At 68.3% G+C, this 22,957-nt stretch carries 19 protein-coding genes; 15 read left to right on the forward strand and 4 right to left on the reverse strand.

Features of this window, described 5'->3' with window-relative positions; all coding sequences use genetic code 11:
• Positions 1-69: 69 nt before the first annotated feature.
• Positions 70-675 carry a hypothetical protein gene (locus tag KB201_RS25240; protein WP_374193909.1) on the reverse strand — a complete coding sequence of 202 codons (606 nt, stop codon included), beginning with the start codon at positions 673-675 and terminating at the stop codon, positions 70-72.
• Between the two features lie 117 nt (positions 676-792).
• Here KB201_RS25240 and KB201_RS10535 point away from each other — a divergent pair, with 117 nt between their 5' ends.
• Together KB201_RS10535 and KB201_RS10540 are read left to right on the forward strand one after the other, a co-directional pair.
• The gene (locus tag KB201_RS10535; RefSeq protein WP_211539231.1) at positions 793-2,511 is read left to right on the forward strand and encodes an ABC transporter ATP-binding protein; all 1,719 of its coding nucleotides are present in this window, start codon (positions 793-795) and stop codon (positions 2,509-2,511) included.
• Positions 2,512-2,863: 352 nt separating this feature from the next.
• Positions 2,864-3,235 carry a hypothetical protein gene (locus KB201_RS10540; RefSeq protein WP_058253370.1) on the forward strand — a complete coding sequence of 124 codons (372 nt, stop codon included), beginning with the start codon at positions 2,864-2,866 and terminating at the stop codon, positions 3,233-3,235.
• 54 nt (positions 3,236-3,289) lie between these two features.
• Here the strand turns inward: KB201_RS10540 and KB201_RS10545 are convergent, their stop codons facing one another.
• Positions 3,290-4,621, reverse strand: coding sequence for a sensor histidine kinase (locus KB201_RS10545; RefSeq protein ID WP_211539232.1), 1,332 nt, complete (start codon positions 4,619-4,621; stop codon positions 3,290-3,292).
• Complete coding sequence (locus tag KB201_RS10550) at positions 4,605-5,243, reverse strand: response regulator transcription factor (RefSeq protein ID WP_211539233.1); 639 nt, start codon at positions 5,241-5,243, stop codon at positions 4,605-4,607. The genes KB201_RS10545 and KB201_RS10550 overlap by 17 nt, the downstream gene beginning before the upstream one ends.
• 317 nt (positions 5,244-5,560) lie before the next feature.
• Here KB201_RS10550 and KB201_RS10555 point away from each other — a divergent pair, with 317 nt between their 5' ends.
• From KB201_RS10555 to KB201_RS10615, 13 genes are all read left to right on the forward strand, one after another.
• Positions 5,561-6,979, forward strand: coding sequence for an MFS transporter (locus KB201_RS10555; RefSeq protein ID WP_211539234.1), 1,419 nt, complete (start codon positions 5,561-5,563; stop codon positions 6,977-6,979).
• Positions 6,980-7,001: 22 nt separating this feature from the next.
• Entirely contained in the window at positions 7,002-7,646 is a 645-nt protein-coding gene (locus KB201_RS10560; RefSeq protein WP_058253367.1) for a GntR family transcriptional regulator, read from the forward strand.
• 21 nt (positions 7,647-7,667) lie between these two features.
• Positions 7,668-8,480, forward strand: a complete 813-nt coding sequence (locus tag KB201_RS10565) for a carbon-nitrogen family hydrolase (RefSeq protein WP_211539235.1) — start codon at positions 7,668-7,670, stop codon at positions 8,478-8,480.
• Positions 8,477-9,160: a DUF2848 family protein gene (locus KB201_RS10570; protein ID WP_211539236.1), complete on the forward strand. Its 684-nt coding sequence runs from the start codon at positions 8,477-8,479 to the stop codon at positions 9,158-9,160. The genes KB201_RS10565 and KB201_RS10570 overlap by 4 nt, the downstream gene beginning before the upstream one ends.
• A complete protein-coding gene (locus KB201_RS10575; RefSeq protein ID WP_374193910.1) occupies positions 9,160-10,617 on the forward strand; it encodes a 4-hydroxyphenylacetate 3-hydroxylase family protein in 1,458 nt (485 codons plus the stop codon). Before KB201_RS10570 ends, KB201_RS10575 begins: the two co-directional genes overlap by 1 nt.
• Before the next feature lie 11 nt (positions 10,618-10,628).
• Complete coding sequence (locus KB201_RS10580) at positions 10,629-10,976, forward strand: cupin domain-containing protein (protein ID WP_078111910.1); 348 nt, start codon at positions 10,629-10,631, stop codon at positions 10,974-10,976.
• 9 nt (positions 10,977-10,985) lie between these two features.
• Entirely contained in the window at positions 10,986-11,510 is a 525-nt protein-coding gene (locus tag KB201_RS10585) for a flavin reductase family protein (protein ID WP_211539237.1), read from the forward strand.
• A gap of 107 nt (positions 11,511-11,617) precedes the next feature.
• Entirely contained in the window at positions 11,618-12,610 is a 993-nt protein-coding gene (locus KB201_RS10590) for a hypothetical protein (RefSeq protein ID WP_211539238.1), read from the forward strand.
• 94 nt (positions 12,611-12,704) lie between these two features.
• Positions 12,705-14,120: an NAD(P)/FAD-dependent oxidoreductase gene (locus tag KB201_RS10595; RefSeq protein WP_211539239.1), complete on the forward strand. Its 1,416-nt coding sequence runs from the start codon at positions 12,705-12,707 to the stop codon at positions 14,118-14,120.
• A 54-nt stretch (positions 14,121-14,174) separates the two neighbouring features.
• Complete coding sequence (locus KB201_RS10600) at positions 14,175-16,376, forward strand: DUF2254 family protein (RefSeq protein ID WP_211539240.1); 2,202 nt, start codon at positions 14,175-14,177, stop codon at positions 16,374-16,376.
• A 49-nt stretch (positions 16,377-16,425) separates the two neighbouring features.
• Entirely contained in the window at positions 16,426-19,161 is a 2,736-nt protein-coding gene (locus KB201_RS25065) for a LuxR C-terminal-related transcriptional regulator (RefSeq protein WP_307848060.1), read from the forward strand.
• A 123-nt stretch (positions 19,162-19,284) separates the two neighbouring features.
• On the forward strand, positions 19,285-19,908 hold the full coding sequence (locus KB201_RS10610) for a hypothetical protein (protein WP_078111907.1): 624 nt from the start codon (positions 19,285-19,287) through the stop codon (positions 19,906-19,908).
• 45 nt (positions 19,909-19,953) lie between these two features.
• The gene (locus KB201_RS10615) at positions 19,954-21,357 is read left to right on the forward strand and encodes a carotenoid oxygenase family protein (RefSeq protein WP_078111906.1); all 1,404 of its coding nucleotides are present in this window, start codon (positions 19,954-19,956) and stop codon (positions 21,355-21,357) included.
• Positions 21,358-21,375: 18 nt separating this feature from the next.
• Here KB201_RS10615 and KB201_RS10620 read toward each other — a convergent pair whose 3' ends face one another.
• The gene (locus KB201_RS10620; RefSeq protein WP_211539241.1) at positions 21,376-22,488 is read right to left on the reverse strand and encodes an alpha/beta hydrolase; all 1,113 of its coding nucleotides are present in this window, start codon (positions 22,486-22,488) and stop codon (positions 21,376-21,378) included.
• Positions 22,489-22,957: the final 469 nt, after the last annotated feature.

Raw genomic sequence — 22,957 nt, forward strand, 5'->3', positions numbered from 1 at the left:
CAGGGATCGATCAGACGTACAGGCGTTGTGCGTCAGGCCGAGCCTCGGGCCAGCACTCCGTTGACGCGTTCACGAGGCCCGGCTCGTCTCCGATGCACCCACCTCCACAGGTATGTCGCCTGCAGAGCGGATGACGGAAGTGACCCGCCCGAGACGCCGTTCGACGATCCCGATCGCGCCCGCGAGCTGATCGGGGTCATCGACGTCGGCGACGAGCGCGACTGTGAGGCCGTTGTTTCCCACCATGAAGGGAAGAATGACCGAGTATCGGCTACTGACGACACCCAACGGTATGTCGCAGTCGAACAGCGACCGAGCGTAATCGAGCGCCGCGGGGTCGTCGAGGACTACGAGGGGGACTGAGGCGCGGTGTGTGGTTCTTCTCATGTTCTGAGGATCGACCCGCGATGTCAAAGCGCACTGCGCTGTGGCTGTGTGTTTGCTGTCAGACAGCCCGAGTTCGATGACAGCGTTCTCCCAGCTGCGCGCAAGGCACCCCCCAGGCCGCGACCATAGCTTCGTTCCTGGCCGACAACGATGCCGGTCATCTGAATACGAGGAGAATTCATGTCTCAGCCAGGACGGCAGTCCGGACAGGGCCAGCGCCCCGGTCAGCAGCAGCCCGCTCAACCGCGCCAGCGACGTCGCCGCCGTGTATGGAACCGGCACCAGCATCGTTGGGTCTGGACCTGGTACTGATCCCGCGCGCGACCTAGCCCATCCCGCCGAGACCTGGGGACATCCGACGCGGTGTCCCCAGGTCCGGCACCCTCACCACCAATGGACTGATAGATGACCGCACGCGAGGCCTACCTCCGATTCCTGCCGGCTCTCCGAGGCGAGGGCCCGCGATTCACCCTTGCCGCAACACTTCTGCTTGTCGCCACCGCGTGCGAGGTGATCGCGATCTTCGTTCTGTCCGACGTGATCGACGGCGCGCTCTCGGCCGAGAGCGCACTTCAGTTCGCCCGCCTCGCCGCGCTTTGGCTGCTGATCACAGCGATCTCAACTGCAGCGGACTACTACGGCCAGGTTGCCGCGGTCGGCGTCTCCGAACGAGTGGTCCTACGGTTGCGCGACAGGCTATTTGCTCACGTCCAGCGACTCAGCCCGGTGATTCACCGACGTTTTGGCCTGGGCGACATGGTCACCCGTCATTCGAGCGACCTCGAAGCCGTCGAGTATTTGATCGGTTCCGGGGTCATGCAACTGATCGTGGCGGTCACCAACACCATCGGTTTGGTGGTGGCGGCCCTCATCATGAGCTGGCAGGTCGCTGTGGTGGCGATCGCGGCCGTGCCTGCCCTGTGGGCGGTCTCGGCATTCTACGGACGTCGACAGACGCTGGTCACCCGTGACGAACGAATCGCCAACGCCGGCATCGCGGTCGCTGTGCAGAGCGCGTTGAGTGGCCACGAGACGGCCGTAGCCTACAACCAGCAGAACCGTGAACAGGCGCGCCTGCACCACTACGGCTTCACCTGGCTCGGCGCCCGTCTATCGCAGACACGGATCGAGGCCGGGTTCGGGGCCGTCATGGGCTTCGGGCAGGTCGTGGTCACTCTGGCGATCGCCGTCGCAGGAGTCTGGCAAGTGCGCCAGAGCGCACTGAGCGTCGGCGAACTGATCGCCCTGACCGGATATCTCGGCATGCTGTATCCAAAGATGCAGGAACTCGCCGAGGTGCGACTGTCGCTCGCGTCTGCGGCGGTCAGCGCAGAACGGATTGGCGAGCTCCTCGACCTCGAACCCACGGATGCCGACTGTGACGATGCGATCACCGATCTGGGACCGGATCACACGGTATCGATGCGGGAGGTCACCCTACGTCGGGGAGAGACGACGGTACTCGACCGCGTCTCGCTCGATCTGCATCCGGGAACGATCACAGCACTCGTCGGACCCAGCGGCGCAGGCAAGTCCACACTCGCGTCGTTGTTGTGTCGATTCGACCGCCCCGACGCAGGAACGATCACTCTCGGCGAATTCGATTATGCCGCCCTCTCAGGCCGCGCCATCCGCGATCATGTGACCTTGCTACCCCAGCAGCCCATCATCAAGGCGACAACCGTCGCCGACAACATCGCCTACGGGCGACCGGACGCCACCCGCGCCGAGATCATCAGCGCTGCAATTGCTGCCGACGCCGACCCGTTCATCAACGAGCTCCCCGACGGTTACGACACACCTCTGGACGAAGACGGCCTGACCCTCTCGGGGGGTCAGCGCCAGCGAATCGCGATAGCGCGGGCAATCCTTCGCGACAGTCCCGTCCTCGTACTCGACGAGCCGACATCAGGGCTGGACGACGAGACCGCGCAGCGGATCCTGGAGCCCCTCCGACGTCTCGCCCATGGCCGGTCCACCCTCCTCATCACCCACGACCCCCGTGTCACCGAGATCGCCGACGAAGTCGCCGAATTGCGTGATGGGGTACTGACGTCCCGGCGACGAGACCACGCGCTGGTCGGTTCATCGGACGTACTGTTCGCCACCGGGCAGACGTCGTGAGCTGTCGGCTCGAACCTCACGCGCGCCGGATCAGGAACTCGCCGCACCTGGCCATGTGAAGTGTGCCGGCTGCCGGCTGCCGGCTGCCGGGTCGTGAGTCGTCGACTGTGTTGCGAAGATCCCGGCGCTCAGGAAACCACCAGCCAGATGACAGCGGCGACCGAGTTCGTCGACGGACAGTGATGGCAGTTGTTTCCTGTTTCCGCAGCATCGAAAGGAGGACCGCGGTGTATTGTGCTCGCCCGCTTGCCCGCCCGCCCGAGACGACCACCCGGGACACCAGAGGCGTCGGTGTCAGACATGCGGATGTGGAGGGCCGCCACTCAGTGGGTGACGATGCGGCGAGTGGACGATGACACATCTACTGGCAGAACGCTATCCCTTGAATGAGTTGTTGCGCTGCGGCTGGCGGATCGTCGACCTGGGCCCGCCGAGGTCGTACCGCGAGTCCGACGGCTTCGTGCGCAGGGTTCTTCTGGTCGACGACACACAGCGTCTGTTATGTGTCGACCTCGAAGCGGGCTGTGGCGGCATCTGCGGAGCGGCCAGTTTCACGACGGAGGTTCCGGAGTCTGCGGATAGCGACCCCGCTGTGCTCATCGCCACGACCGAAGAAGCAGTGATCGCCCTTGCGCGAAGTGCGCCGGGGACGAGCTATGAGCGATTGCTGCAGATACCGGCGGTGCGGACTATCGGCCAGCCGGCTCAGGGCGACCGTCGATAGCGGCGTCCACGCAATCGCGTGGAGCAGGCGGGCGTCCCCGGTTGGCAGTCTGCCTCATACCGCTCGAGCGGGAACCTCCACGATCGCGACGGTTCCGCCGCGGGGATGGTTCGACAGCGACAACGTGCCACCGGTTCCCTCGATGCGCACGCGGCGCGAGGCAAGCCCGATGTGGCCCTTGGCTTGTCGTCGACGCATCAATTCGTCGACGCCGATGTCGGCCGGCAGTCCGGTGCCGTTGTCGACGACGACGAGGCGTGCCCGTCCGTCGTCGAACTCGGCGGTCACCTCGACGGTCGTCGCGGCCGCGTGCTTGATCACGTTCGTCAGCAGTTCGCGGGCGGTGGCGAACAGAAGGGGGTCGGCGGACGTGCGCAGGTCGGGCGGCCAGCCGGCGGTGTCGACCGAGATCGTCGGAGCGCCGGTGCGGCTCCCGACGGAGGAGGCGAGGTCGGTCAGGGCCACCGTCAGACCGGCTTGCTCGAGCACCACCGGGTGCAACTCGCTCAGCGTCGAACGCAAGAGCTGCGCCGCGTCGCGGAGCGCGCCGTCCACGCGGTCGAGCGTCACGGGATCGGCGGAGTCGCGCAGCGTGGCGAGTTCCTGACGTGCGGCCAGGACGTACTGCAGGGCGCCGTCGTGCAGGTTGTCGGCGAGATCGCGCCGTTCGCGTTCCTCGATCTCCATCGTGGCGTCGAGGAGACGGGCGCGTTCGGCGGCGAGCGCCCCGATCGTCGTCACCCGCGATCGCTGCAACCGGGACAACAGGATCGCGCCGACGGCCAGGGCCGCGACGACGAGGATACGCAGCACTATCACCGACCACGGTTCGCCGTTCGACGTCCGTGCCAGCGAGGAGGACACGGCGTACACCACGGTCGTCACGATCACGACCACCGCACATGTCCTCGGTTGCAACGCGATCGCGGCGATCATCGGCACGAGGACGAAGCCGCTGAGGAGAACGTCGGTGGTCCAACTCGATTCGTTCGACCGGCTCGCCACCACGGCGAGCGCGGTGAGCAGGAAGAGGTCGACGGGAAGTGCGATCCACGAGTACCGGATCATCGCCGACTCGTGGCGGACGACCACGATCGACCCGCCGATACACCACGCCGCGTACAGGATTGCGGTCACGACGCTGAATGTCTCGGCGTGCGCGGGTGGGTCAAGGGCGACGGTGAGCAGCACGAACAACGACAGGAACAGCCGGAGTACCACCTGGATTCGGATGCCGCGGATCGCGTGGTCGATCAGGATGTCGTGGATCCTCGGCTCGTCGGCGAACTCGTCGAGGCCCAGATAGCGTGTCGCCCCCGCGATCTCGACGCTGACACCGTCGTCGACCCCTGGCTTCGAGGGGTCGGCGCTATTCGAGGAGCCCACGGCGCATCGCCTCGGCGACCGCGGCCGCACGGTCGGACACGCCGAGCTTCTCGTAGAGGCGCTGGGTGTGCGTCTTGACCGTCGACGCACCGATGTAGAGCTCGGCGGCGACCTGTGGAATCGACTGTCCGCGTGCGAATCCCGTGAGCACCTGGCGCTCCCGCTCGCTCAGGGCCGGCGCGTCACGCTGGGTCTGCGCGCGGATCTCGCCGGCCAGTCCCGCGGCGAGCTCCGGCGGTACCACCGTCTCTCCCTTGGCCACCCGGGTCACCGCGCCGACGATGTCGTCGCGATCGGCGTCCTTCGACAGGTAACCGGCCGCGCCCTCCTGCAGCGCCCGGAAGACGATCGGACCGTCGGTGACCGCGGACAGCAGTAGCACCCGGGTCGGCAACCCATCGCGCGACACCGCATGGGCGACCTCGACGCCGGTCATGTGCGGCATCTGGTGGTCGACCACCGCGACGTCGGGTTTCTCCCGACAGATCAGCTCGAGCCCGGCCAGGCCATCGGCGGCCTCGCCGACGACCCGTACCCGTCCACTGGCCGTCAGGCCACGGGATACACCGTCGCGGAAGAACGGGTGATCGTCGACGACGACCACGGTGACGAGGGTGTCCATTGGAACAGGATAGGTGTGGCGGGCGGCGACGTCGGTCCGATCGGCGCGCAGAGCGTTCCGGGTTACGGCCATATGTCCGCCTGTGACGATTCGTTTACAGCCCTTGCCCGATCGTGTACGGGTCGTATACAACTGGTGTACGGCCTTGATGTGGTCCGCTTCACACGCAGATCAATGGTCTCGGGGTGGCTCGGTGGTTGCAGCAACAACCACCGAGCCGGACAGCTCCACCTGCACGTCCGGACGTTCGCCTACTGGCAGGTAGGCGCCGGCCGTGCAGTCGTCACGCAACGACGATTCGACTGAGGAGTCGACATATGGCAACTGCCACCACGAAATCTAGCAGTCGTAGATCCCACACCAGCCTCCCGGTGATCGCCGGTTCCAGCCTCGCCGGAACCGCCGTGGAGTGGTACGACTTCTTCCTGTACGGCACCGCGGCCGCGCTGGTGTTCAACGAGGTCTTCTTCCCCGCCGACGACCCGCTGGTCGGCACCATGCTGGCCTTCGCCACCTACGCCGTCGGCTTCATCGCACGTCCGCTGGGCGCCGCGGTGCTCGGCCATTACGGCGACGTCAAGGGCCGGCGCGCCACCCTCATCGCGAGCCTCATGCTCATGGGTGTCTCGACCTTCCTGATCGCCTTCCTGCCGTCCTACGCCGCGATCGGTGTCGCCGCGCCGCTGCTGCTCGTCTTCCTGCGTCTCGTCCAGGGATTCGCGCTCGGCGGCGAATGGGGCGGCGCGGTGCTGCTGGTCAGCGAGCACGGCGACTCGACGCGCCGTGCGTTCTGGTCGTCCTGGCCCAATCTCGGTCCGCCACTGGGCAATCTGATGGCCGCCGGTGCGCTCGCGATCCTCTCCGGCGTGATGTCCGAGGAAGCGTTCCTGTCGTGGGGCTGGCGAATCGCTTTCGCGCTCTCGGCCGTGATGGTGATCGTCGGGCTCGTCCTGCGCCTCTACGTCGCCGAGACACCGCTCTTCGAGAAGTCGCAGCAGACAGCGAAGTCCGAGACCCGCCGCATGCCCTTGGGCGACGCTGTTCGCGGTTACTGGCGTCAGATCCTGCTCGCCGCGTTCACCCGATTCGGTGAGAACGCCGGCTTCTACATCTTCTCGCTGTTCGTCATCACGTATCTGACCCAGATCCTCGACCTCGACCGCTCGACCGGACTGAACGCCGTGATGATCGGAATGGTCGTGGCGCTGGTGACGATCCCGCTGTTCGCGATCCTGGCCGACCGGATCGGCCGGCGCCCGGTCTACATCTCGGCCTCGTTGGCCACCATTGTCTGGGCCTTCGCCTTCTTCGGACTGCTCGACACCAAGAACACAGTGGCGATCATCGTCGCCGTGTCCGTCGGGCTGCTGATCTTCGCGGCCTACAGCGCGGTGATCGGGGCGTTCTTCTCCGAGCTGTTCCCGACCGAGGTCCGCTATTCGGGTGTCTCCCTGGCCTACAACCTGGCCTCGGTGCTCGCCGGCTCGCCGGCCCCGATCATCGCGATCGCGCTCTACAACTGGTTCGACACCGGTTACGCCATCGGCGCGTACCTCGCGATCATGGGCGTCATCTCACTGATCGCCGCCATAGTCGCCCGCGAGACGCAGTCGGTGGACCTGGCGACGGTCGGCGATACCGGGCGAGACGATGACTCCGGTGAGAACCCCTCCGCCGCAGCCGAAACGACCACGACCGAAGCGAAACAGCAGCCACCCGCTGCCGTTGCTCCGTGACGCTCTGAGAGGAGACAACACCATGTCGACATCGCGCTCCGGCACGGCCACCGCGCCCGAACTCGCCTACGAGTGGCTCAAGCAGACGATCATCACGCTCCCGCGGGACGAAGAGATGTTCCTGTCCGAGGCTCAGGTGGCGGCGTCGTCGGGTATCTCGCGCACCCCGGTCCGGGAGGCCCTGATGCGGCTCGAGGCGGAGGGATTCATCCGCCGGGTCCCACACAAGGGTGCGTATATCCCGGCGCTGTCGGATCGCGATGTCGATGAGGTCATGCAGGCGCGGCGGGTCGTCGAGGAATGGTCGGTGCACGAGGTGGCACCGCGACCGGGACTCGTCCCGGACAAACTGGCGCTCCTCCTGCAACAGCAGGAGGACGACCAGGACCCCGTCGACTTCATCGCCCACGACCTCGAATTCCACACGACGATCATCCGTGCGGCCGGCAACAGCCTCATGGGTGACTTCTACAACTCACTGCGCGATCGCCAGATGCGCATGGGTGTCCGCATCGTCATGAACGACGAGCACCGCAAGAAGCAGGTGCTGGTCGAGCACCGGGCGATCGCGGACGCCATCCGGGCCGGAGACGTCGACGCGGCGGTTCGCAGTGTGCGCGAGCACCTTCGGACCACGCACGACTCCCTGCGCCACTCCCACCTATAGATCTGTACCGAGGAGACCTCCATGAAGATCGCACTGGTCCAGGTGGCCAGTCCCGACGACGAGACCGGCGCGCATCGTCTCGAACGCGTGCGCACACTCGTCGACGGCCTGCCCGACGACGTCGACCTCATCGTCCTGCCGGAACTGTGGCGGGTCGGTTACAACCACTTCGACGACTATCCGTCGTCGGCCGAGGACCTGTACGGGCCCACCGTGTCGACGATGGCGGCCATCGCACGCCGCCGGAACTGTTTCGTGCACGCCGGCAGCATCGTCGAGGACCGGGGCTCGGAACGCCTGCGCAACACCGCTGTCCTGCTCGGGCCGGACGGCACCGTCGTGCACCATTACAGCAAGGTGCACGTGTTCGGTTACCGCTCGCAGGAGGCCCATCTGCTGGAGCCCGGTGAGCAGGTCCACGCGGTGGACACCGCCTTCGGTCCGGTCGCGGCGACCACCTGCTATGACCTTCGGTTTCCCGGCTTGTGGGCCGAGATCGGTGCTGCGGGAGCGCAATTGGTGATCGTGCCGGCAGCCTGGCCGATGGCGCGTCGGGAGCACTGGCGGTTGCTGACCTCCGCACGCGCCGTCGACAACCAGGTGTTCGTCATCGCATGCAACGCTGCCGGTACCCACGCGGGGGTCGAACTGGCGGGTCACAGCCGGATCGTCGATCCCTGGGGATCGGTTGTCGCCGAGGCCGATTCGGGTGAAGGGGTAATACTCGCGGAGATCGACCCCACCCTGGTCGCCGCCGTCCGGTCGGAGTTCCCGGTTCTCGGCGATCGGCTGCCCGACTATTCCGTTCTGTCCCGTAGAAAGGTCCACTCATGACCGGTACCGACACCCGGGTGCTCAGTTTCACGATCGCCGGCACCGCCGAGCAGGTCGAATTCGACACCCTCCGCACACTTGTCGCGGGGTACACCGGACGCGACGAAGCCGCTGTGCGACACCATATCGACGAACTGGCGGCGATCGGTGTGGCGCCGCCGCCCGAGGTTCCGATGTTCTATCCGGTCGAGCCGGGCAGCGTCACCACCGACCCCACCACGGAGGTGCACGGTAGCGAGACCTCCGGTGAGGTGGAGCCGGTGCTGTTGCGCCGGGACGGACGCTGGTATCTCGGTATCGGTTCCGACCACACCGACCGCCAGCTCGAGACCGTGGACATCGGTGACTCGAAGCGTGCCTGCCCGAAGCCGGTCGGCCGGCAGGTCGTCGAGATCGAGTCCTGGGCCGAGTTCGATTGGGACGCATGCCGTGCCCGGAGTTGGGTCGATGGCCGCCTCTATCAAGACGGCGCGTTGTCGGGATTGCGGACGCCGCAGAACCTGCTCGGCATCCTCGCCGAACGTCAGGGCGACGACGGCGCCGACCTGCTTTGTTTCGCGGGTACGTTGCCCCTGCTCGACGGCACTTTCGTCTACGGCACCCGCTGGGATCTCGAACTCACGCTGCCGGACGGGACCGTCCTGACCCACTCCTACACCTCAGATCCGGAAGGACGTTGATGATGCGTACCGGAGCCGATTATCTGTCCTCGCTGAACGACGGGCGCGTGGTGCTCGTCGACGGGCAACAGGTCGATGACGTCACGACCCACCCGGCGTTCGCGCCGGTCGCGGCGACCATCGCCGAGATGTTCGACCTGGCCGCCGATCCCGCGCAGAACATGCAGTACACCGCGCCGGAGACCGGTGCGACTGCCAACCGGACGTTCGGGATCCCGCGCAGCCGTGAGGAACTCCGGCTCCGTCGCGAAGCCATCGAGACGTGGGCCCGGCACACCCACGGCTGGGTCGGTCGCAGCCCCGACCACGTCGGGACCTTCCTGGCATCCTTCGCCGCCCACCCGGAGGTCTTCGCCGGCGAGGGCCGCGACCTGTCGGCCAACGTGACGGCGTTCCACCGGCGTCTGCTGGATGAGAACCTGTATGTCTCGTATGCGATCATCCCGCCGCAGGTCTCGCGGGCGACCACGGCGTCGGGTTGGGAGGGCGAGTTCCTCCAGGCCGGTGTTGTGCGCGAGACCGACGAAGGGATCGTCGTGCGCGGGTCGCAGATGCTCGCCACCGGCGCCGCGATCGCCGACGAGGTGTTCGTCTCGTGTATCAAGCCGCTCGGCCCGGACGACAGCGACTTCGCCGTCTCGTTCGTGGTCCCGGTGGCGACCGAGGGCCTGAAGCTGTACTGCCGGCGGCCGTACGCGCCCGCGGCGACCAGCAGCTTCGACTACCCGCTGACCTCGCGGTACGACGAGCCCGACGCCCTGGTGGTGTTCGACGACGTGCTGGTGCCCTGGGATCGGGTGTTCGTCGACCGCGACATCGTCGGCGTGCGCCGTCAGTTCTTCGAGACCGGAGCACACGTCCTCGGCAACTGGCAGGCGCAGATCCGTTTCGCCACGAAGCTGAAGTTCATCGCCGGCGTGGCACGCCGGGTGACCCAGGTCAACGGAGTGGACAAGATCCCCAGCGTCCAGGAGAAGCTCGGCGAACTCGCCGCCGTCGTGTCCGGCGTCGAATCCGCGGTGCTGGCAGCGGAATACACGGCGGAGCCGGACGCGTCGGGCCAGTGGCTGCCGGGCCGGCAGGCCCTGTACGGGTCGATGGGTCTGCAGTCGGAGACCTATCCGCGCGTGCTCGCCATCCTCCGCGATCTGGTCGGTGGTGGGGTGCTGCAGCTGCCCTCGAGCGTGCGCGACCTCACGAGCTCGTTGACGGCCAAGGACATCCAGCACTACGTGCAGTCGCCGGGCGTGCCGTCCGAAGAGCGGATCAAGCTGTTCAAGCTGGCCTGGGACATCGTCGGTTCCGAGTTCGCCGGCCGGCACCAGCAGTACGAGATGTTCTACGCCGGAGCGCCGTTCGTCGTGAAGGGCGCCTACACCTATCGCAACTACGCCTACGACGACGCACTCGAGGACGTTGCAGGCTTCCTGCAGTCCTACAAGCTCGAAGACGCCTGAGAGGAGCCATCATGGCCAAACCCGAGTACGAGTTCTTCCCGGTCACCGACGTCGATTACACCGTCTGCCCCGGTGGGGATCCGAAGATCACCGAACGCATCTTGTCCCGGGACCCGGACGGCAACGTCGCCACCCGCATCCTCCGCTACGAGGCGGGTGCCGACTCCAGCCCGATGGGCGTGCAGAAGCACGACTTCTGGGAAGAGGTCTACATCCTCGAGGGTTCGTTCGTCGACCTGACCCTGGACCAGACGTTCTCGGCCGGTGAGTACGCCTGCCGCCCACCGGGAATGCCGCACGGCCCGTGGCGGACCGACGAGGGTGTGCTCACCTTCGAGGTCCGCTACCGCAGCGCATAGGAGACGATCATGACCCTGCCGGCCTTCTCTCGGCCCACTCCCTCCGACATGCGACGCAGCATGGGGAGGTTCACCACCGGTGTCGCGGTCGTCAGCGCCGAGGACTCCGACGGCGAACCATGCGGCATGACCATCAGTTCGCTGACGTCGGTCAGTCTCGACCCCGCGATCATCCTGGTGTCGCTGACCCACGGATCCCGGACCACGGACGCGGTGCAGGCCGGCGGGCGGTTCGCGGTGTCGATCCTGTCGTCCCGGCAGGAGGCGGTCGCCCGACGCTTCGCGACCCGTGGCGGCGCACGCTTCGAAGGGCTGCCGTGTGACCGCACCGCCTGCGGACTGCCGGTCGTCGCCGATGCACTCGCGCACCTGGAATGCACGGTGCACAGCGCGCACGACATCGGCGACCACCGCGTCTTCTACGGCGACGTGTCCGAGCTGCGATGGCGCGACGGCACCGGCCTGGTGTTCTACTCCGGCCGGTTCGGCGACTTCCGCGACTTCGGGCACGACGAGATGCCCTGGTTGTTCTGAGCTCGTCGACCAGGAACCCGACGCCCCACCACCCCGCGCCGGTCGCGCAACTCGACGCGATTTGGCAACCTCGGATCGGGGAACCGATACCGAGGATCGGAGTGGGGATGTATCGACCGGACCTGCACCTGGGAGCGCTGAGGGGCCCGCTCCCGCGATCGCCGCTGCATGTGCTGCGGACCTATCTGGCGGTGACGACGCTGCTGTACGCGGTGGGCGTGGCTCTCACGCTGTTCCCGACCGACGACTCGGCGACCCTGTCCGACCCGACCGGGGGACTGGTCGCTGTCGTGCTGGGGCTCGCGGCGCTGGGGTGGCTGTCGGTGCGGCCGCAGCGCCCGCTACCGGCCGTGATCGCGGCCGGTGTCGCCACCCCCGCGGTGATGGCGTTCCACGAGCTGATCAGCGCCGAGTTCCTGTGCATGATCGCGGCTATGTTCCTGGCGATGTACGTCCGTGCCACTCTTCCGCGTCGGCAGGCGTGGGCGTTCATCGGTGTGCTGACGGCCGGGTGCGTCGTCGCGCTTGCCGTGGCGCCCGCACCGAAGTACCTCAGCACCTACATCGTCGTCGCCGTCGCCATCCCGGCGGCGGCCGAGTCGTTCGGGTTGCTGACGCGGACGCTGCTCACCGCGGTCTGTGCTGACCCGCTGACCGGCGTGTTCAACCGCGCGGGCTGGGAACTCGCGACCGCGGGGCTCCTCGACGGACGGCGGTCGGCCGCGGCGGTCACGGTGATCTCGTGGTCAGTCGACGACTCCGGGACGACCGACGACCCGCGCGAGAGGGAGCAGCGACTGGTTCGCCGGGCCCGGACCTGCGTCGAATTGCTTCCCGCCGATTCCGCCCTGGCACGCCTGGCCGATTCGGAGTTCGCGATCTGCGTGGTGCACGACGACGATGGTCCACCCGGGCAGGCCGCGGCGTTGATCGAGGAGCTGCGTCGACACCTGCCCGATGCCTCACTCGCGGCGTCCACCGCGCCGGCGCCGGCAGCGGACGTCGCCGCCCTACGCGCGCAGGCGTCGTCCCGCCTGGCGTCCGTCAGACGCAGCGAGCCCGGGCCGGCCCGACATTCCGATCACCCCGACATGCAGTGAGGCGGGCGGCTCATCCGGGCAACCACCATGTCGAGCCCGCCATCGAGTTCTGCGATCGCGGTCGTGCCGGTGCACATCGAATACGATGCCGCTCATGACCTCGGCCATCGTGGTGGGGGCGGGCCCCAACGGGCTCGCCGCCGCCATCACCCTCGCGCAGCGGGGCATCGAGGTGACGGTGCTGGAGGCGGCCGAGACGATCGGTGGTGGTGCCCGCTCGTCCGAGCGAATCCTGCCCGGCCTGCTGCACGACGACGGCGCGGCCGTCCACCCGATCGGGCTGGCATCGACGTTCTTCCAGAGCCTCGGACTCGCCGACCATGGGCTCGAATGGGGCTGGCCGGAGATCGACCTCGCACATCCGCTGCCCGACGGCCGGGCCGGCGCCATGATGAACTCGCTGGACGAGACCAGTCGGCTTCTCGGGGTCGACGGACCACGATGGCGGAGCCTGTTCGGTCCGTTGGCGGAGAACTTCGACGACCTGGCGCAGGAAGTGCTGGGCCCGCTCCTGCACGTGCCGCGTCATCTCGGCCCGCTTGCCCGGTTCGGGCCCGCCGCTCTCCTGCCCGCAACCGTCCTGGGACGGGTGTGGCACACGGACGAGGCGGCGGCCCTGTTCGCCGGGAACGCCGCCCATGGGTGGTACCCGCTCACCCGGCCGACCACCTCTGCGTTCGCGCTGATGTTCGCCGCCATCTCGCACCGGTACGGGTGGCCGATCATCAAGGGCGGGACGGCCCGAATGCCGGAGGCCCTCGCCGCGGTGCTGGCAACGCTGGGCGGCCGCATCGAAACCGGCCATCGGGTCAGCTCCCTCTCCGACCTCCCACCGGCGGATGTGGTCGTGCTCGACCTGGAGCCCGGCGCGGTCGCCGACCTTGCGGGGGACGCACTCCCGAGTCGAGTCCGTAAGGCGTATCGACGGTTTCGGCGGGCGCCCGCCGCGGTCAAACTCGACCTCGCCGTCGACGGCGGAATTCCGTGGCGGGACGAGTTCTCCGGTCGGGCGGGCACCGTGCACGTGTGCGGCTCCGCCGCCGAGGTCGTCGCGTCCGAGGCCGAGATCCATCGTGGCCGGATGCCGGAGCGGCCCTTCGTCCTCGTCGCCCAGCAATATCTGGCCGATCCGGCGCGGTCGGTCGGTGACGTCCATCCGGTGTACGTCTATGCACATGTGCCGCATGGCTACAGCGGCGACGCCACGAACGCCGTGCTCGCGCAGCTGGAACGATTCGCGCCGGGGACGCGCGATCGGATCGTCGGGTCCGTCGTGCGCACGCCCGCAGATCTCGCCGCGAGCAATGCCAACCTCGTCGGCGGCGACATCATCGGCGGGGCAAACGATCCCCTCCAGGTCGTGATGCGCCCCCGGATCGCGGCCGACCCGTATGCCACCGGAATCCCGGGTGTCTACATCTGCTCGGCGTCCACGCCACCGGGCGCCGGAGTGCACGGAATGTGCGGCCACAACGCGGCTCTGAGTGCACTGCGCCGGCTCGGCCCGTAGATCAGAGTCGCGATTGCCCGCGAGAACCCCCGGCGCTGCCGCTAGGGTCGGGGGATGACCGGGTGGTTCGATGAGCGGATCGTCGAGACCGGTCGTCTGCCGTTGTTCTTCCTGTTGCTCGCCTTCGTCCTGACCTTCCTGTTCATCCGCTTCAGTGTGCGGATGATCCGCGCTGAGGTCAGTTGGTGGCCGGGCAACGTGACGCCGGGCGGGGTGCATGTGCACCACGCCTTCTTCGGCATGATGGCGATGTTGGTGGCGGGCTTCGGATTCGTCGCGGTCGACCCGCTCCGGACACCGGTGATCGACTGTGTCCTGGCGGCCCTGTTCGGCATCGGAGCGGCGCTCGTGCTCGACGAGTTCGCGCTCATCCTCCACCTGCGCGACGTCTACTGGGCGGAGGAGGGGCGGACGTCGATCGACGCGGTGTTCGTCGCGATCGCCATAGGTCTGCTCTTCCTCCTCGGGTTGCAGCCGTTCGGGGCGTTCGAGGTCGTCGGGGACATCCGGAACGAGAACGGCCTGGTGGCACGGCTGGTCGCGGCGGGTGTCGTCGTGCTCAACGTGCTCCTGGCGATCGTCACCCTGATCAAGGGCAAGGTCTGGACCGGACTGGTGGGCATGTTCGTCCCGGTCCTGCTGTGGTTCGGTGCCGCGAGACTCGCGCGGCCGCGATCACCATGGGCCCGGTGGCGATACAAGAACCGCCCCCGCAAACTGGCTCGCGCGATCGGGCGTGAGCAGCGATATCGAGAACCGTTGATGCGATGGAAGATCGTCGTGCAGGAGGCGGTGGCGGGGCGTTTCGGGGTGCCCGACGCGCCGGCTCCCGTTCCGGTTCCCCTGCCGGAGTCCGTCCCGACGGCGGTCGGCGTGGTGACCGAGAAGGTACCGAGCGCGCTGGCGACCGCTATCCGATGGCGGCGCACGCGCCGGGCCCTGCGCACGGTCCCGATCTGGCGGCTGCCGGTCGTGCTGGTGACGTTGGCGATAGTCGCCGCGTGGACCACCGTCGGATTCGACGAGCTGCTCGAACTGGAGGTCGACCCGGGAACCCTGGCGACGCTGCTCAGCGTCATCGCCGGTTCGATGGCGACCCTGACCGGTCTCGTGTTCACCGCCGTCACGCTCGCGATGCAGTTCGGGGCGTCGTCGATCTCGGTGCGGGTGATCCCGATGCTGCAGCAGGAACCCGTCATGCGGTGGTCCACCGGCTTCTTCCTCGCGACCTTCGTCTACAGCGTGATCATCGCGATCGACCTGTCGGTCGGGGGTCCGGACGAGCCGACCCCCGGCCTGTCCACGGCAATCGCGTTCATGCTCACGACCGTCAGCGCGTACCTGTTCATCGCGCTCGTCGGGAAGGTCGGGACGATCCTGAACACCTCGCGCCTGCTGCAGTGGATCGCCGACGACGGCCGGTCGGCGATCGTGCGGCAGCTGCCGCCGGCGGACAGGCACGACGAGAGCACCGCCGCAACCGAGTTCGGTACCCGCTCCGATTCCGACGCGAGCGACGCCGAGCTATTGGGGACCGGCCCGGGCGCGGCGACGGACCCGAATGCGACGGATGAGATGCGAACGCAGATCAGGCTGGGCGAGGTGACCGCGCGGGGGCGGGTCCTGCTGGCGGTCAACGGTGATCGTCTGCGGCGGTACGCGGCGTCGTGGAACGTCCGGATCGACGTGCTCGTCGCCGTCGGCGACCATGTGCCGCACGATCTCCCGGTGATCGAGATCGTCGGTGATCCGACCCATGTGGAGAAGCGCCGCGTGCTGGCCTGTCTGCTGTTCGGGGACACCCATCAACCCTCGGTGAGTCCCGCCGCGGCGCTGCAGGCGATCTCGGACATCGCGCTCAAGGCGATGTCGGCTGGGAGCAACGATCCGAGCGTTGTGGTCCAGGCGCTCGACCACACCGAGGACCTGTTGCTCCTGCTGGCTCCGCGGCTTCGCGGCGAACAGTTCTCGAGCGACCCCTCGGTCCGCGGCATCCGGCGCAGCTGGGCGGACTACGTCGCGATCGGGACCGACGAGATCCGACGGCACAGCACCGGCCAGGTTCAGGTGCAACGCCGCCTGCGCGCGCTGTTCGAGTCCCTTCTCGCCGGGTGCGGGCCCGCGCAGCGCGCGCCCGTGGCCGAGCGACTGGCCGTGCTCGACGCGCAGGTCGCCCGCGACTGGTCCGACGACCTCGACCGGCGACTGGCCGCGGCTGCGGACCGGCAGGGATACGGGTCGGAGTTCGGCCGGTGAGGTGAGCAGATGGATCACGCGAATCGGACACAGCCGATACCCTGAGTCCGTGCTCGCGTCCCAGTCCGCCGACCGTCGTGCGGTGGTCGACGAAATGCACGACTTCGTCGCCGCTGCCCAACGCGATTCGGGTTCCGCCCGCCGCGGGGTCGGCGTGATCACCGCCGGCCCGGGCGCCGGAAAGACCCATACGCTCCGGGAACTGGCCTCTGCCACTGATGGTTCCGTTCGCACGGTGCGGGCAGACGAACTGTCGTGGCGCCAACCGTTCGGACTCGCCGGGCAGCTGCTCGGAGTGGATCTGCCGACCCCGGTTCCCGATGGCTTCGACGACGATCTCTACGCGCGCGTGGACACGCTGTGTGCCGACGGGCCGCTCGTGCTCGTCATCGACGATGCCCACCACGCCGATGCGGCGACCCTGGAACTGTTGTCCCGCCTCGTACCTGCCACGCGGGTGCTACCGCTGGTGATGCTCCTCGGCCGGCGGCCGCTCCCAGAACGGGATCTGCTGAACCGGTTGGTGGCGCGAGCGGAGGTCGTCGACTGGTCCCTGCCCCCGCTGGGCGCCGACGAGGTCCACCGGATCTCGATCGAGACTGTCGGTGCCGCACCGGATGTCGAACTCTTCGCGCTGCTCGGTGCATCGGGTGGGAACCCGATGCACGTGATCTCGGTGCTGCGCGCGCTGCAGCAGTCGGGCGGTCTGCGGATCGTCGACGGTCACGCGGCGGTCGACGCACGCACCGCGTCGGGGGTACCGAGTGGACTCGAGGACGCGATCGCCGAACACGTCGCCCTCCTCGACGGTCGTGCCCGCGAGCTGACGCAGAAGCTCGCGGTGTGGGGCCGCCCGGCGACGCTCGCCCAACTGGCCGCGGTCGACGCGGTTCCGCCCGCCTCGCTGGTCGGGCCGGCCCAGTCGGCGATCGACGCCGGGATCGTCGGCGTCGACGACGGGGGAGCACTGCGGTTCACCCACGATCTGTACGCCGACGTCACCTATGGACAACTCGATCCGATGCTGCGCTCGGTGCTGCACGACGCGATCGCCAGCCATCCCAGTACTCGGCACGATCCACATTCCGTGGCTCATCATCGAATCGCTTCGGGCAGTGACGAATCCGCGATGTTCGCGGCGGTACGCCGTGCCGAGAGCGAACTCGCCAGCACGCCGGCGGTCGCGGCGGAACTCCTGGAGACGTTGGCCGGCACCGCCCGTCCGTCGGCGGGGGTCAACACCGCACTCGCGCTCGCCCTCGCCCGAACCGGGCAGCTCGACCGGGCTTCACGCGTCGCCGAGGACGGCATGGTACTGGCGACCGAGATCGCCGAGTTCGCCGAGCTGCATCGGATCCTGTTGTTCGCCCTGATCGCCAAGGGGGACACCGACCGGGTGCGGGACCTGATCGACGAGACCCTGCAGCTCCCGGTCGGCGACGACGTCGCCGGCACGCTCACCGACCTGCGGCACTACGTGGGCATTCTCGACGGACGAAGACCCGCGCCGGACACCCCGTTCTTCGACGTCGAGCGGGACGCGTCCACCCGATCGGTGTCCGGCCTGATCGCCGAGGCACTACGCCGGTTCCTGCGCGGCGAGGTGGAGGAGGCGCTCGGGATCGCGCTGCTCGCCTCGCGTCGGGACGCGGCGGAATCCGCCGGCGGCACACTGTCGACGTCGTCGGCCGACATCTGGCCGTCGCTGATCGAACAGTATGCGCACGGCCCGGCGGCCGCGGCCGACCTGCTCGCGGGTGCCGCCCGGTTGCGATCGAGCCGGGGCGCCGACTGGATGACCGCCTACCACGAGTTCACCCGCGGCGGAATAGCTCTCGGGCTCGGCGACCTCGACGACTCGGCGGCATCTTTCGATGCCGGACTGGATCGCGCGGACTCCGCGGACATGGGCTGGAAGTCGATGGCGGTCGGCGGGCGGGCCATGGTCGACGTGCTGCGCGGCGACCTGGCGGCCGCGTCGACCCGCCTCGACGCGTGGGACGACACGGGGTTACCGGACCAGTTCGGTTTCCCGGTGCCCACCCACGCCCGCGCCCTGCTGCTCGAGGCGAACCGGAAACTACGTGCGGCCGCGACGACAGCCGGCAGCGCATGGGACCACGGCCGCCGGTTCGGTCTGTACTCCTGGCTGCCCACCGTCGTTCTCGAGACCGCGCGGATCGGCGCGCGGGCGGGCGACACCGCGCTGCTCGGCAGCATTCTGGACGGGCTCGACGAGTTCCCGGTACCGCCCGCGCGGCCCATGTCCGGGCCCGTCGCGGTGGCCCGCGCGATGTGTTCGGTGGTGCTCCACGACGCGGACCCGTTGACGATCGTGCACGCCGCCGACGAGTACGCCGAGATCGTGCAGGCGGTCGGGGACCGGCAGTCCGAGGCGTGCATGTGGGAGGAAGCCGCGTGCGCGGTCGCCCTTTCAGGAGACCGGGACCGCGCCCGCGAGCTCGCCCGGCGAGCGATGCGACTGACGCGTGCCATGGGAGCAAGCACCAGCTCCGCACGCGTGGCCTCGCGGTTGCGTCCGTTGGGGATTCGGCTCGGCCCCGCGGCACGCGACCGGCCGACCCATGGTTGGGACAGTCTCACCAAGACCGAGACGACCGTCGCCGAACTGGTCGCGGCCGGCATGAGCGGCGGCGAGATCGCCGACCGACTGTTCATCTCGACCCGCACGGTGCAGACCCACGTCTCCCACGCCCTCGCCAAACTCGGCCTGCGCACCCGCGTCGAACTCGCCGCGTTCGTCGTGGGTCGGCAGCAGAACTGAGCATCGTCGCACGGTTGGCGCAGTTTTCTCCGTCATGACGCAGATGTACGCGTCATCGGTACGGCGGACAGTGGGTGTACCCCCAACGAGGACCCACCTCGGCCGTACCGAAGGAGACCACCCGTGAACGCCAAATCGATGATCTTGGGACTCGCCCCCTGGTTCGTGTTCGCCTGGGCGGCCGAACGCCTGGGTGCCGACCACGTCACGCTCGCCGCGATCGCCGCCTGCGCGCTGGCCCTGGCCGTCACCATCTACGAGGCCGTCCGCACCGGCGGCGGTTGGAAGATCATCGACGTCGCCGGGGTCGTCCTGTTCGGCGTCATCGCGCTCATCGGCATCGTCGGTGATACTCAGGTCGACGAAGCGCTCGTGTTCTTCGGTCGCGGTGGTTCGGCGTTCGTCCTCGCCGCGGTCATGGCCGTGTCCGCGTTCACGGTCCCGTTCACCGAGCAGTACGCCCGCGAGACCGTCGATCCCGCCCTGTGGCACTCACCCGTGTTCCGCGCGAAGAACCGCCAGATCAGCCTCTTGTGGGCCGGGGCGATCGCACTCATGGGCTGCTCGCACATCGTTGCCGGATTGCTGGCGTCGTCGGCGTCGGTGCCCGGCAGCCACCCGGGCAACATCCTGCTCAACTGGGTCGTGCCGATCGCGCTGATCGTGTTCGCGGTCAAGCGGACCCGGGCAATCGCCGACGCGGCCCCAAGCGCGCCCGCCGCCTCCACCGCCCCGACCGTCGGCTGACCCCCGCGGCACAGCCCTCCTACCGACCCGCCCGAAGGACATCCGATGACCATCGCCACGCCCCCCACGCCCGCCCCCGTCGACCTCGCGCATCACGCCCACCTCACCGGTGTGTACGCCCCGCAGCGGGAGGAGGTCGATGTCACCGACCTGCCCGTCCGCGGCGAGATCCCCGCGGATCTGCGCGGCAGCTACCTGCGCAACGGCCCCAATCCGCGTTTCGATCCCATCGGATCGTTCGTCTATCCCCTCGACGGTGACGGCATGGTGCACCGGATCAGCATCGACGGCGTTCGCGTCGGGTACACCAACCGCTTCGTCCGGACCCCGATGGTCATCGCGGAAGAGGCTGCCGGACATGCACTCTGGTCCGGTCTCACCGACGGGTACACACCACCCGCGAGTGTAGTCGGGGACGAACTCGCCGGCACCTACCGCGAACTGCCCGACATCAACATCGTCCGTCACGGCGGACGGTTGATGGCGATGGCCGAATCCGACCAGCCCTACCTGCTCGAACCGTCGACGCTGGCGACGCTGGCCAAGACCGATTGCGACGGCGCCATGCGGGTCGGTAGTACCGCTCACCCGAAGATCGACCCGGCCACCGGCGAGATGATGTTGTTCAACTACAGCCTCGAAGCGCCGTATCTCACCTGGTCGATCGTGAATCCGGACGGGACGGCGGCAACCGGGCCCAACCCGGTCGACGGTCTGGACAAGTCGGTCATGATCCACGACATGGCCCTCACGTCGCGGTACCTCGTACTCTTCGTGTGCCCGTTGATCTTCGACCTCGAAGCCGCGATGACCGGTGGCTCGCTGCTGTCCTGGCAACCCGACGACGGCACGCGCATCGCCCTCATCCCGCGCGACGGCGGCCCGGTGCGCTGGGTCCAGACCGACCCGTTCTGGGTGTGGCACTTCGCCAACGCCTTCGACGGTCCGGGCCCCGACGACGGTGTCACCGTCGACTACGTGGAATGGAGCTACCCGGGTGGTTTCGCCGCCGAACCCCGGCCGGCGACGTCGGCGCTCACCCGCGCGATCATCCGCCCGGATGGCACCATCACCCGGAACACGATCAGCGACAACGCCTTCAACATGGAGTTCCCGCGAGTCGACGACCGGTTGCTCACCCGGGACCACCATCGCGTGGCAACGGTGGCGAAGGGACCCCGCGACACCGATGCCACCGACAGTCTCTGGTTCCACGATCTCTCCGCCGGCACCGAGACCTTCTGGAGTCCCGGAACCGCGATCGGCGAGCCGATCTACATCCCGGGCGCCGAACGCGATCACTGGGGCGCGATCGGCACCGACCCCGCCGACATGCGTTCGTATTTCTACCTTCTCGCCGCCGACGAGCCGACGGCCGGGCCGGTTGCCACCGTCGAACTCCCGATCCGCGTCCCCGCCGGGCTGCACGGCGCGTGGCTCGCGGACTGACCCCCTGACAAACCCACCCTATTTCCGTAAACCCAGCCCGTCGAAGCGTGCTGGGTTTGTGGAAAAGGGGTGGGTTTGCGAGTCGGAAGGAACCGGCGCGGTCACCTCGACGAACCGCGCCGCGATGTCGATGGCCGACCGCGCCTCGGCCGACAGGCGGGGGATCAGTTGGAAGACGTGACCCTGGTCCGGCCAGGCCTGGATCACCGAAACCCCTCCGGCACCGGTGATCTCGTCGTGGGTGGCCCGGGCGTCGGCCCCCATCACCTCGCGCGCCCCGTATTGGATGAGCGTCTTGGGCAGGGTCATGTCCCGGGTGAGACGGACGCGCATCCGTGGATGATCGGGGTCGGCGGTCCGGGTGTAGAGCCGCAGGATCTTGCGGGCGGACATCGCGTCGATGATCGGGTCCCGCACCCCGGTTCGCTGATTGCGCACGGCCAGTTGAAAAGTCGGGTCGTAGAGCGGCGAGAACAGCACCATCGAACCCGGCTGCGGGGTCCCGGTGGCGTGGTTGACGGCGAGCAGGTCGAGCGCCAGGTGGCCGCCGGCGGAGTCACCCGCGACCACGATGTCCTCGGCGCAGTACCCCTGGGACAGCAGCCAGCGATAGCCGCGGACGGCGTCGTTGCCCGCGCACGGCCAGGCGTGCTCGGGGGCGAGCCGGTAGTCCAGGCTGAAGGCGGGCAGCCCGGTCTTGTTGCCGAGCCGGCCGACCAGGCCCCGGTGCGTTCGCGGCGAGCACACCACGTACCCGCTCCCGTGCATGTAGTACAGAATCCGCGAACCGGGGACCGGAGCGCTCGCCTGCCGGCCGATCACCCACTCGCCACGGACCTGCCCACCCCGGAAGTTCTCACGCACGATCTCCACCCGGGTGTTGGCCGGAGGCGGGTTGATCCGCTCGATGGTCCGGTTCAGTGCCGGGCGCGTCCGCTGGATCATCTGCGCGGTGACGCGGGGGTGGCTGACCCCGGCCGCCGTCATCATCGGCCAGGTGACCCGGGCCAGATAGGCGTTGACCGCACGGGAACGCCGCGAACCGTACGGATCGACGCCCAGGCGGCCGAACGGATGCGCGAGGAGATCCGCTTCCGGGGTGGGCTCATCGGCCGATACGGTGACGCTCATCACCTGACGGTAGTGGCTCGATGCCGTGCGGGTGCGGGATCGGTGAGGGCGAGACCCGGCCGCAATCGGACCGCGACCGTCGACGCTCCCGAAAGGCCCGCGCGGGCCGTCTCCGGGGCGGACCCCGAATCGCCGGATTTCCGTCTGACGTGCACCGGCGGTGTCTCTGTGGTAACCGGATTTCGAGAGTGGGCCCTTCGCGTGGAAAAATGACTCACAATGCTCATACGGCTGCCCGGGGGCGCTCTGGCGTGCTGCGCGCGGTAGCTGCGATGAGCAGGGTGGTTCGGGTCCCGACGATGCGGCCCGAAGGGACCGTCAGCAACGGCGCTGACCGGGACTCACGCCGCTGTGATCGTCGGCTCTGCCCAGGTCAGCCCCGATGCGGGTGGAGCACGACGACGCCGGGGACATCGTGGTCCGCGGCCCGACACGGCCGGGTGTGGCCCCAGACATCGACGACGGGTAG

Origin of the sequence: Gordonia sp. SCSIO 19800 (assembly GCF_018132775.1) — a bacterium.
GTDB classification, from domain to species: Bacteria; Actinomycetota; Actinomycetes; order Mycobacteriales; family Mycobacteriaceae; genus Gordonia; species Gordonia hongkongensis.

Bases quoted from the DNA above. Each gene is read 5' to 3' on its own strand.
- KB201_RS25240 (WP_374193909.1), bottom strand. From the start codon at position 675: ATGCTGGTGCCGGTTCCATACACGGCGGCGACGTCGCTGGCGCGGTTG.
- KB201_RS10535 (WP_211539231.1), top strand. From the start codon at position 793: ATGACCGCACGCGAGGCCTACCTCCGATTCCTGCCGGCTCTCCGAGGC.
- KB201_RS10540 (WP_058253370.1), top strand. From the start codon at position 2,864: ATGACACATCTACTGGCAGAACGCTATCCCTTGAATGAGTTGTTGCGC.
- KB201_RS10550 (WP_211539233.1), bottom strand. From the start codon at position 5,243: ATGGACACCCTCGTCACCGTGGTCGTCGTCGACGATCACCCGTTCTTC.
- KB201_RS10555 (WP_211539234.1), top strand. From the start codon at position 5,561: ATGGCAACTGCCACCACGAAATCTAGCAGTCGTAGATCCCACACCAGC.
- KB201_RS10560 (WP_058253367.1), top strand. From the start codon at position 7,002: ATGTCGACATCGCGCTCCGGCACGGCCACCGCGCCCGAACTCGCCTAC.
- KB201_RS10565 (WP_211539235.1), top strand. From the start codon at position 7,668: ATGAAGATCGCACTGGTCCAGGTGGCCAGTCCCGACGACGAGACCGGC.
- KB201_RS10570 (WP_211539236.1), top strand. From the start codon at position 8,477: ATGACCGGTACCGACACCCGGGTGCTCAGTTTCACGATCGCCGGCACC.
- KB201_RS10575 (WP_374193910.1), top strand. From the start codon at position 9,160: ATGATGCGTACCGGAGCCGATTATCTGTCCTCGCTGAACGACGGGCGC.
- KB201_RS10580 (WP_078111910.1), top strand. From the start codon at position 10,629: ATGGCCAAACCCGAGTACGAGTTCTTCCCGGTCACCGACGTCGATTAC.
- KB201_RS10585 (WP_211539237.1), top strand. From the start codon at position 10,986: ATGACCCTGCCGGCCTTCTCTCGGCCCACTCCCTCCGACATGCGACGC.
- KB201_RS10590 (WP_211539238.1), top strand. From the start codon at position 11,618: ATGTATCGACCGGACCTGCACCTGGGAGCGCTGAGGGGCCCGCTCCCG.
- KB201_RS10595 (WP_211539239.1), top strand. From the start codon at position 12,705: ATGACCTCGGCCATCGTGGTGGGGGCGGGCCCCAACGGGCTCGCCGCC.
- KB201_RS10600 (WP_211539240.1), top strand. From the start codon at position 14,175: ATGACCGGGTGGTTCGATGAGCGGATCGTCGAGACCGGTCGTCTGCCG.
- KB201_RS10615 (WP_078111906.1), top strand. From the start codon at position 19,954: ATGACCATCGCCACGCCCCCCACGCCCGCCCCCGTCGACCTCGCGCAT.
- KB201_RS10620 (WP_211539241.1), bottom strand. From the start codon at position 22,488: ATGAGCGTCACCGTATCGGCCGATGAGCCCACCCCGGAAGCGGATCTC.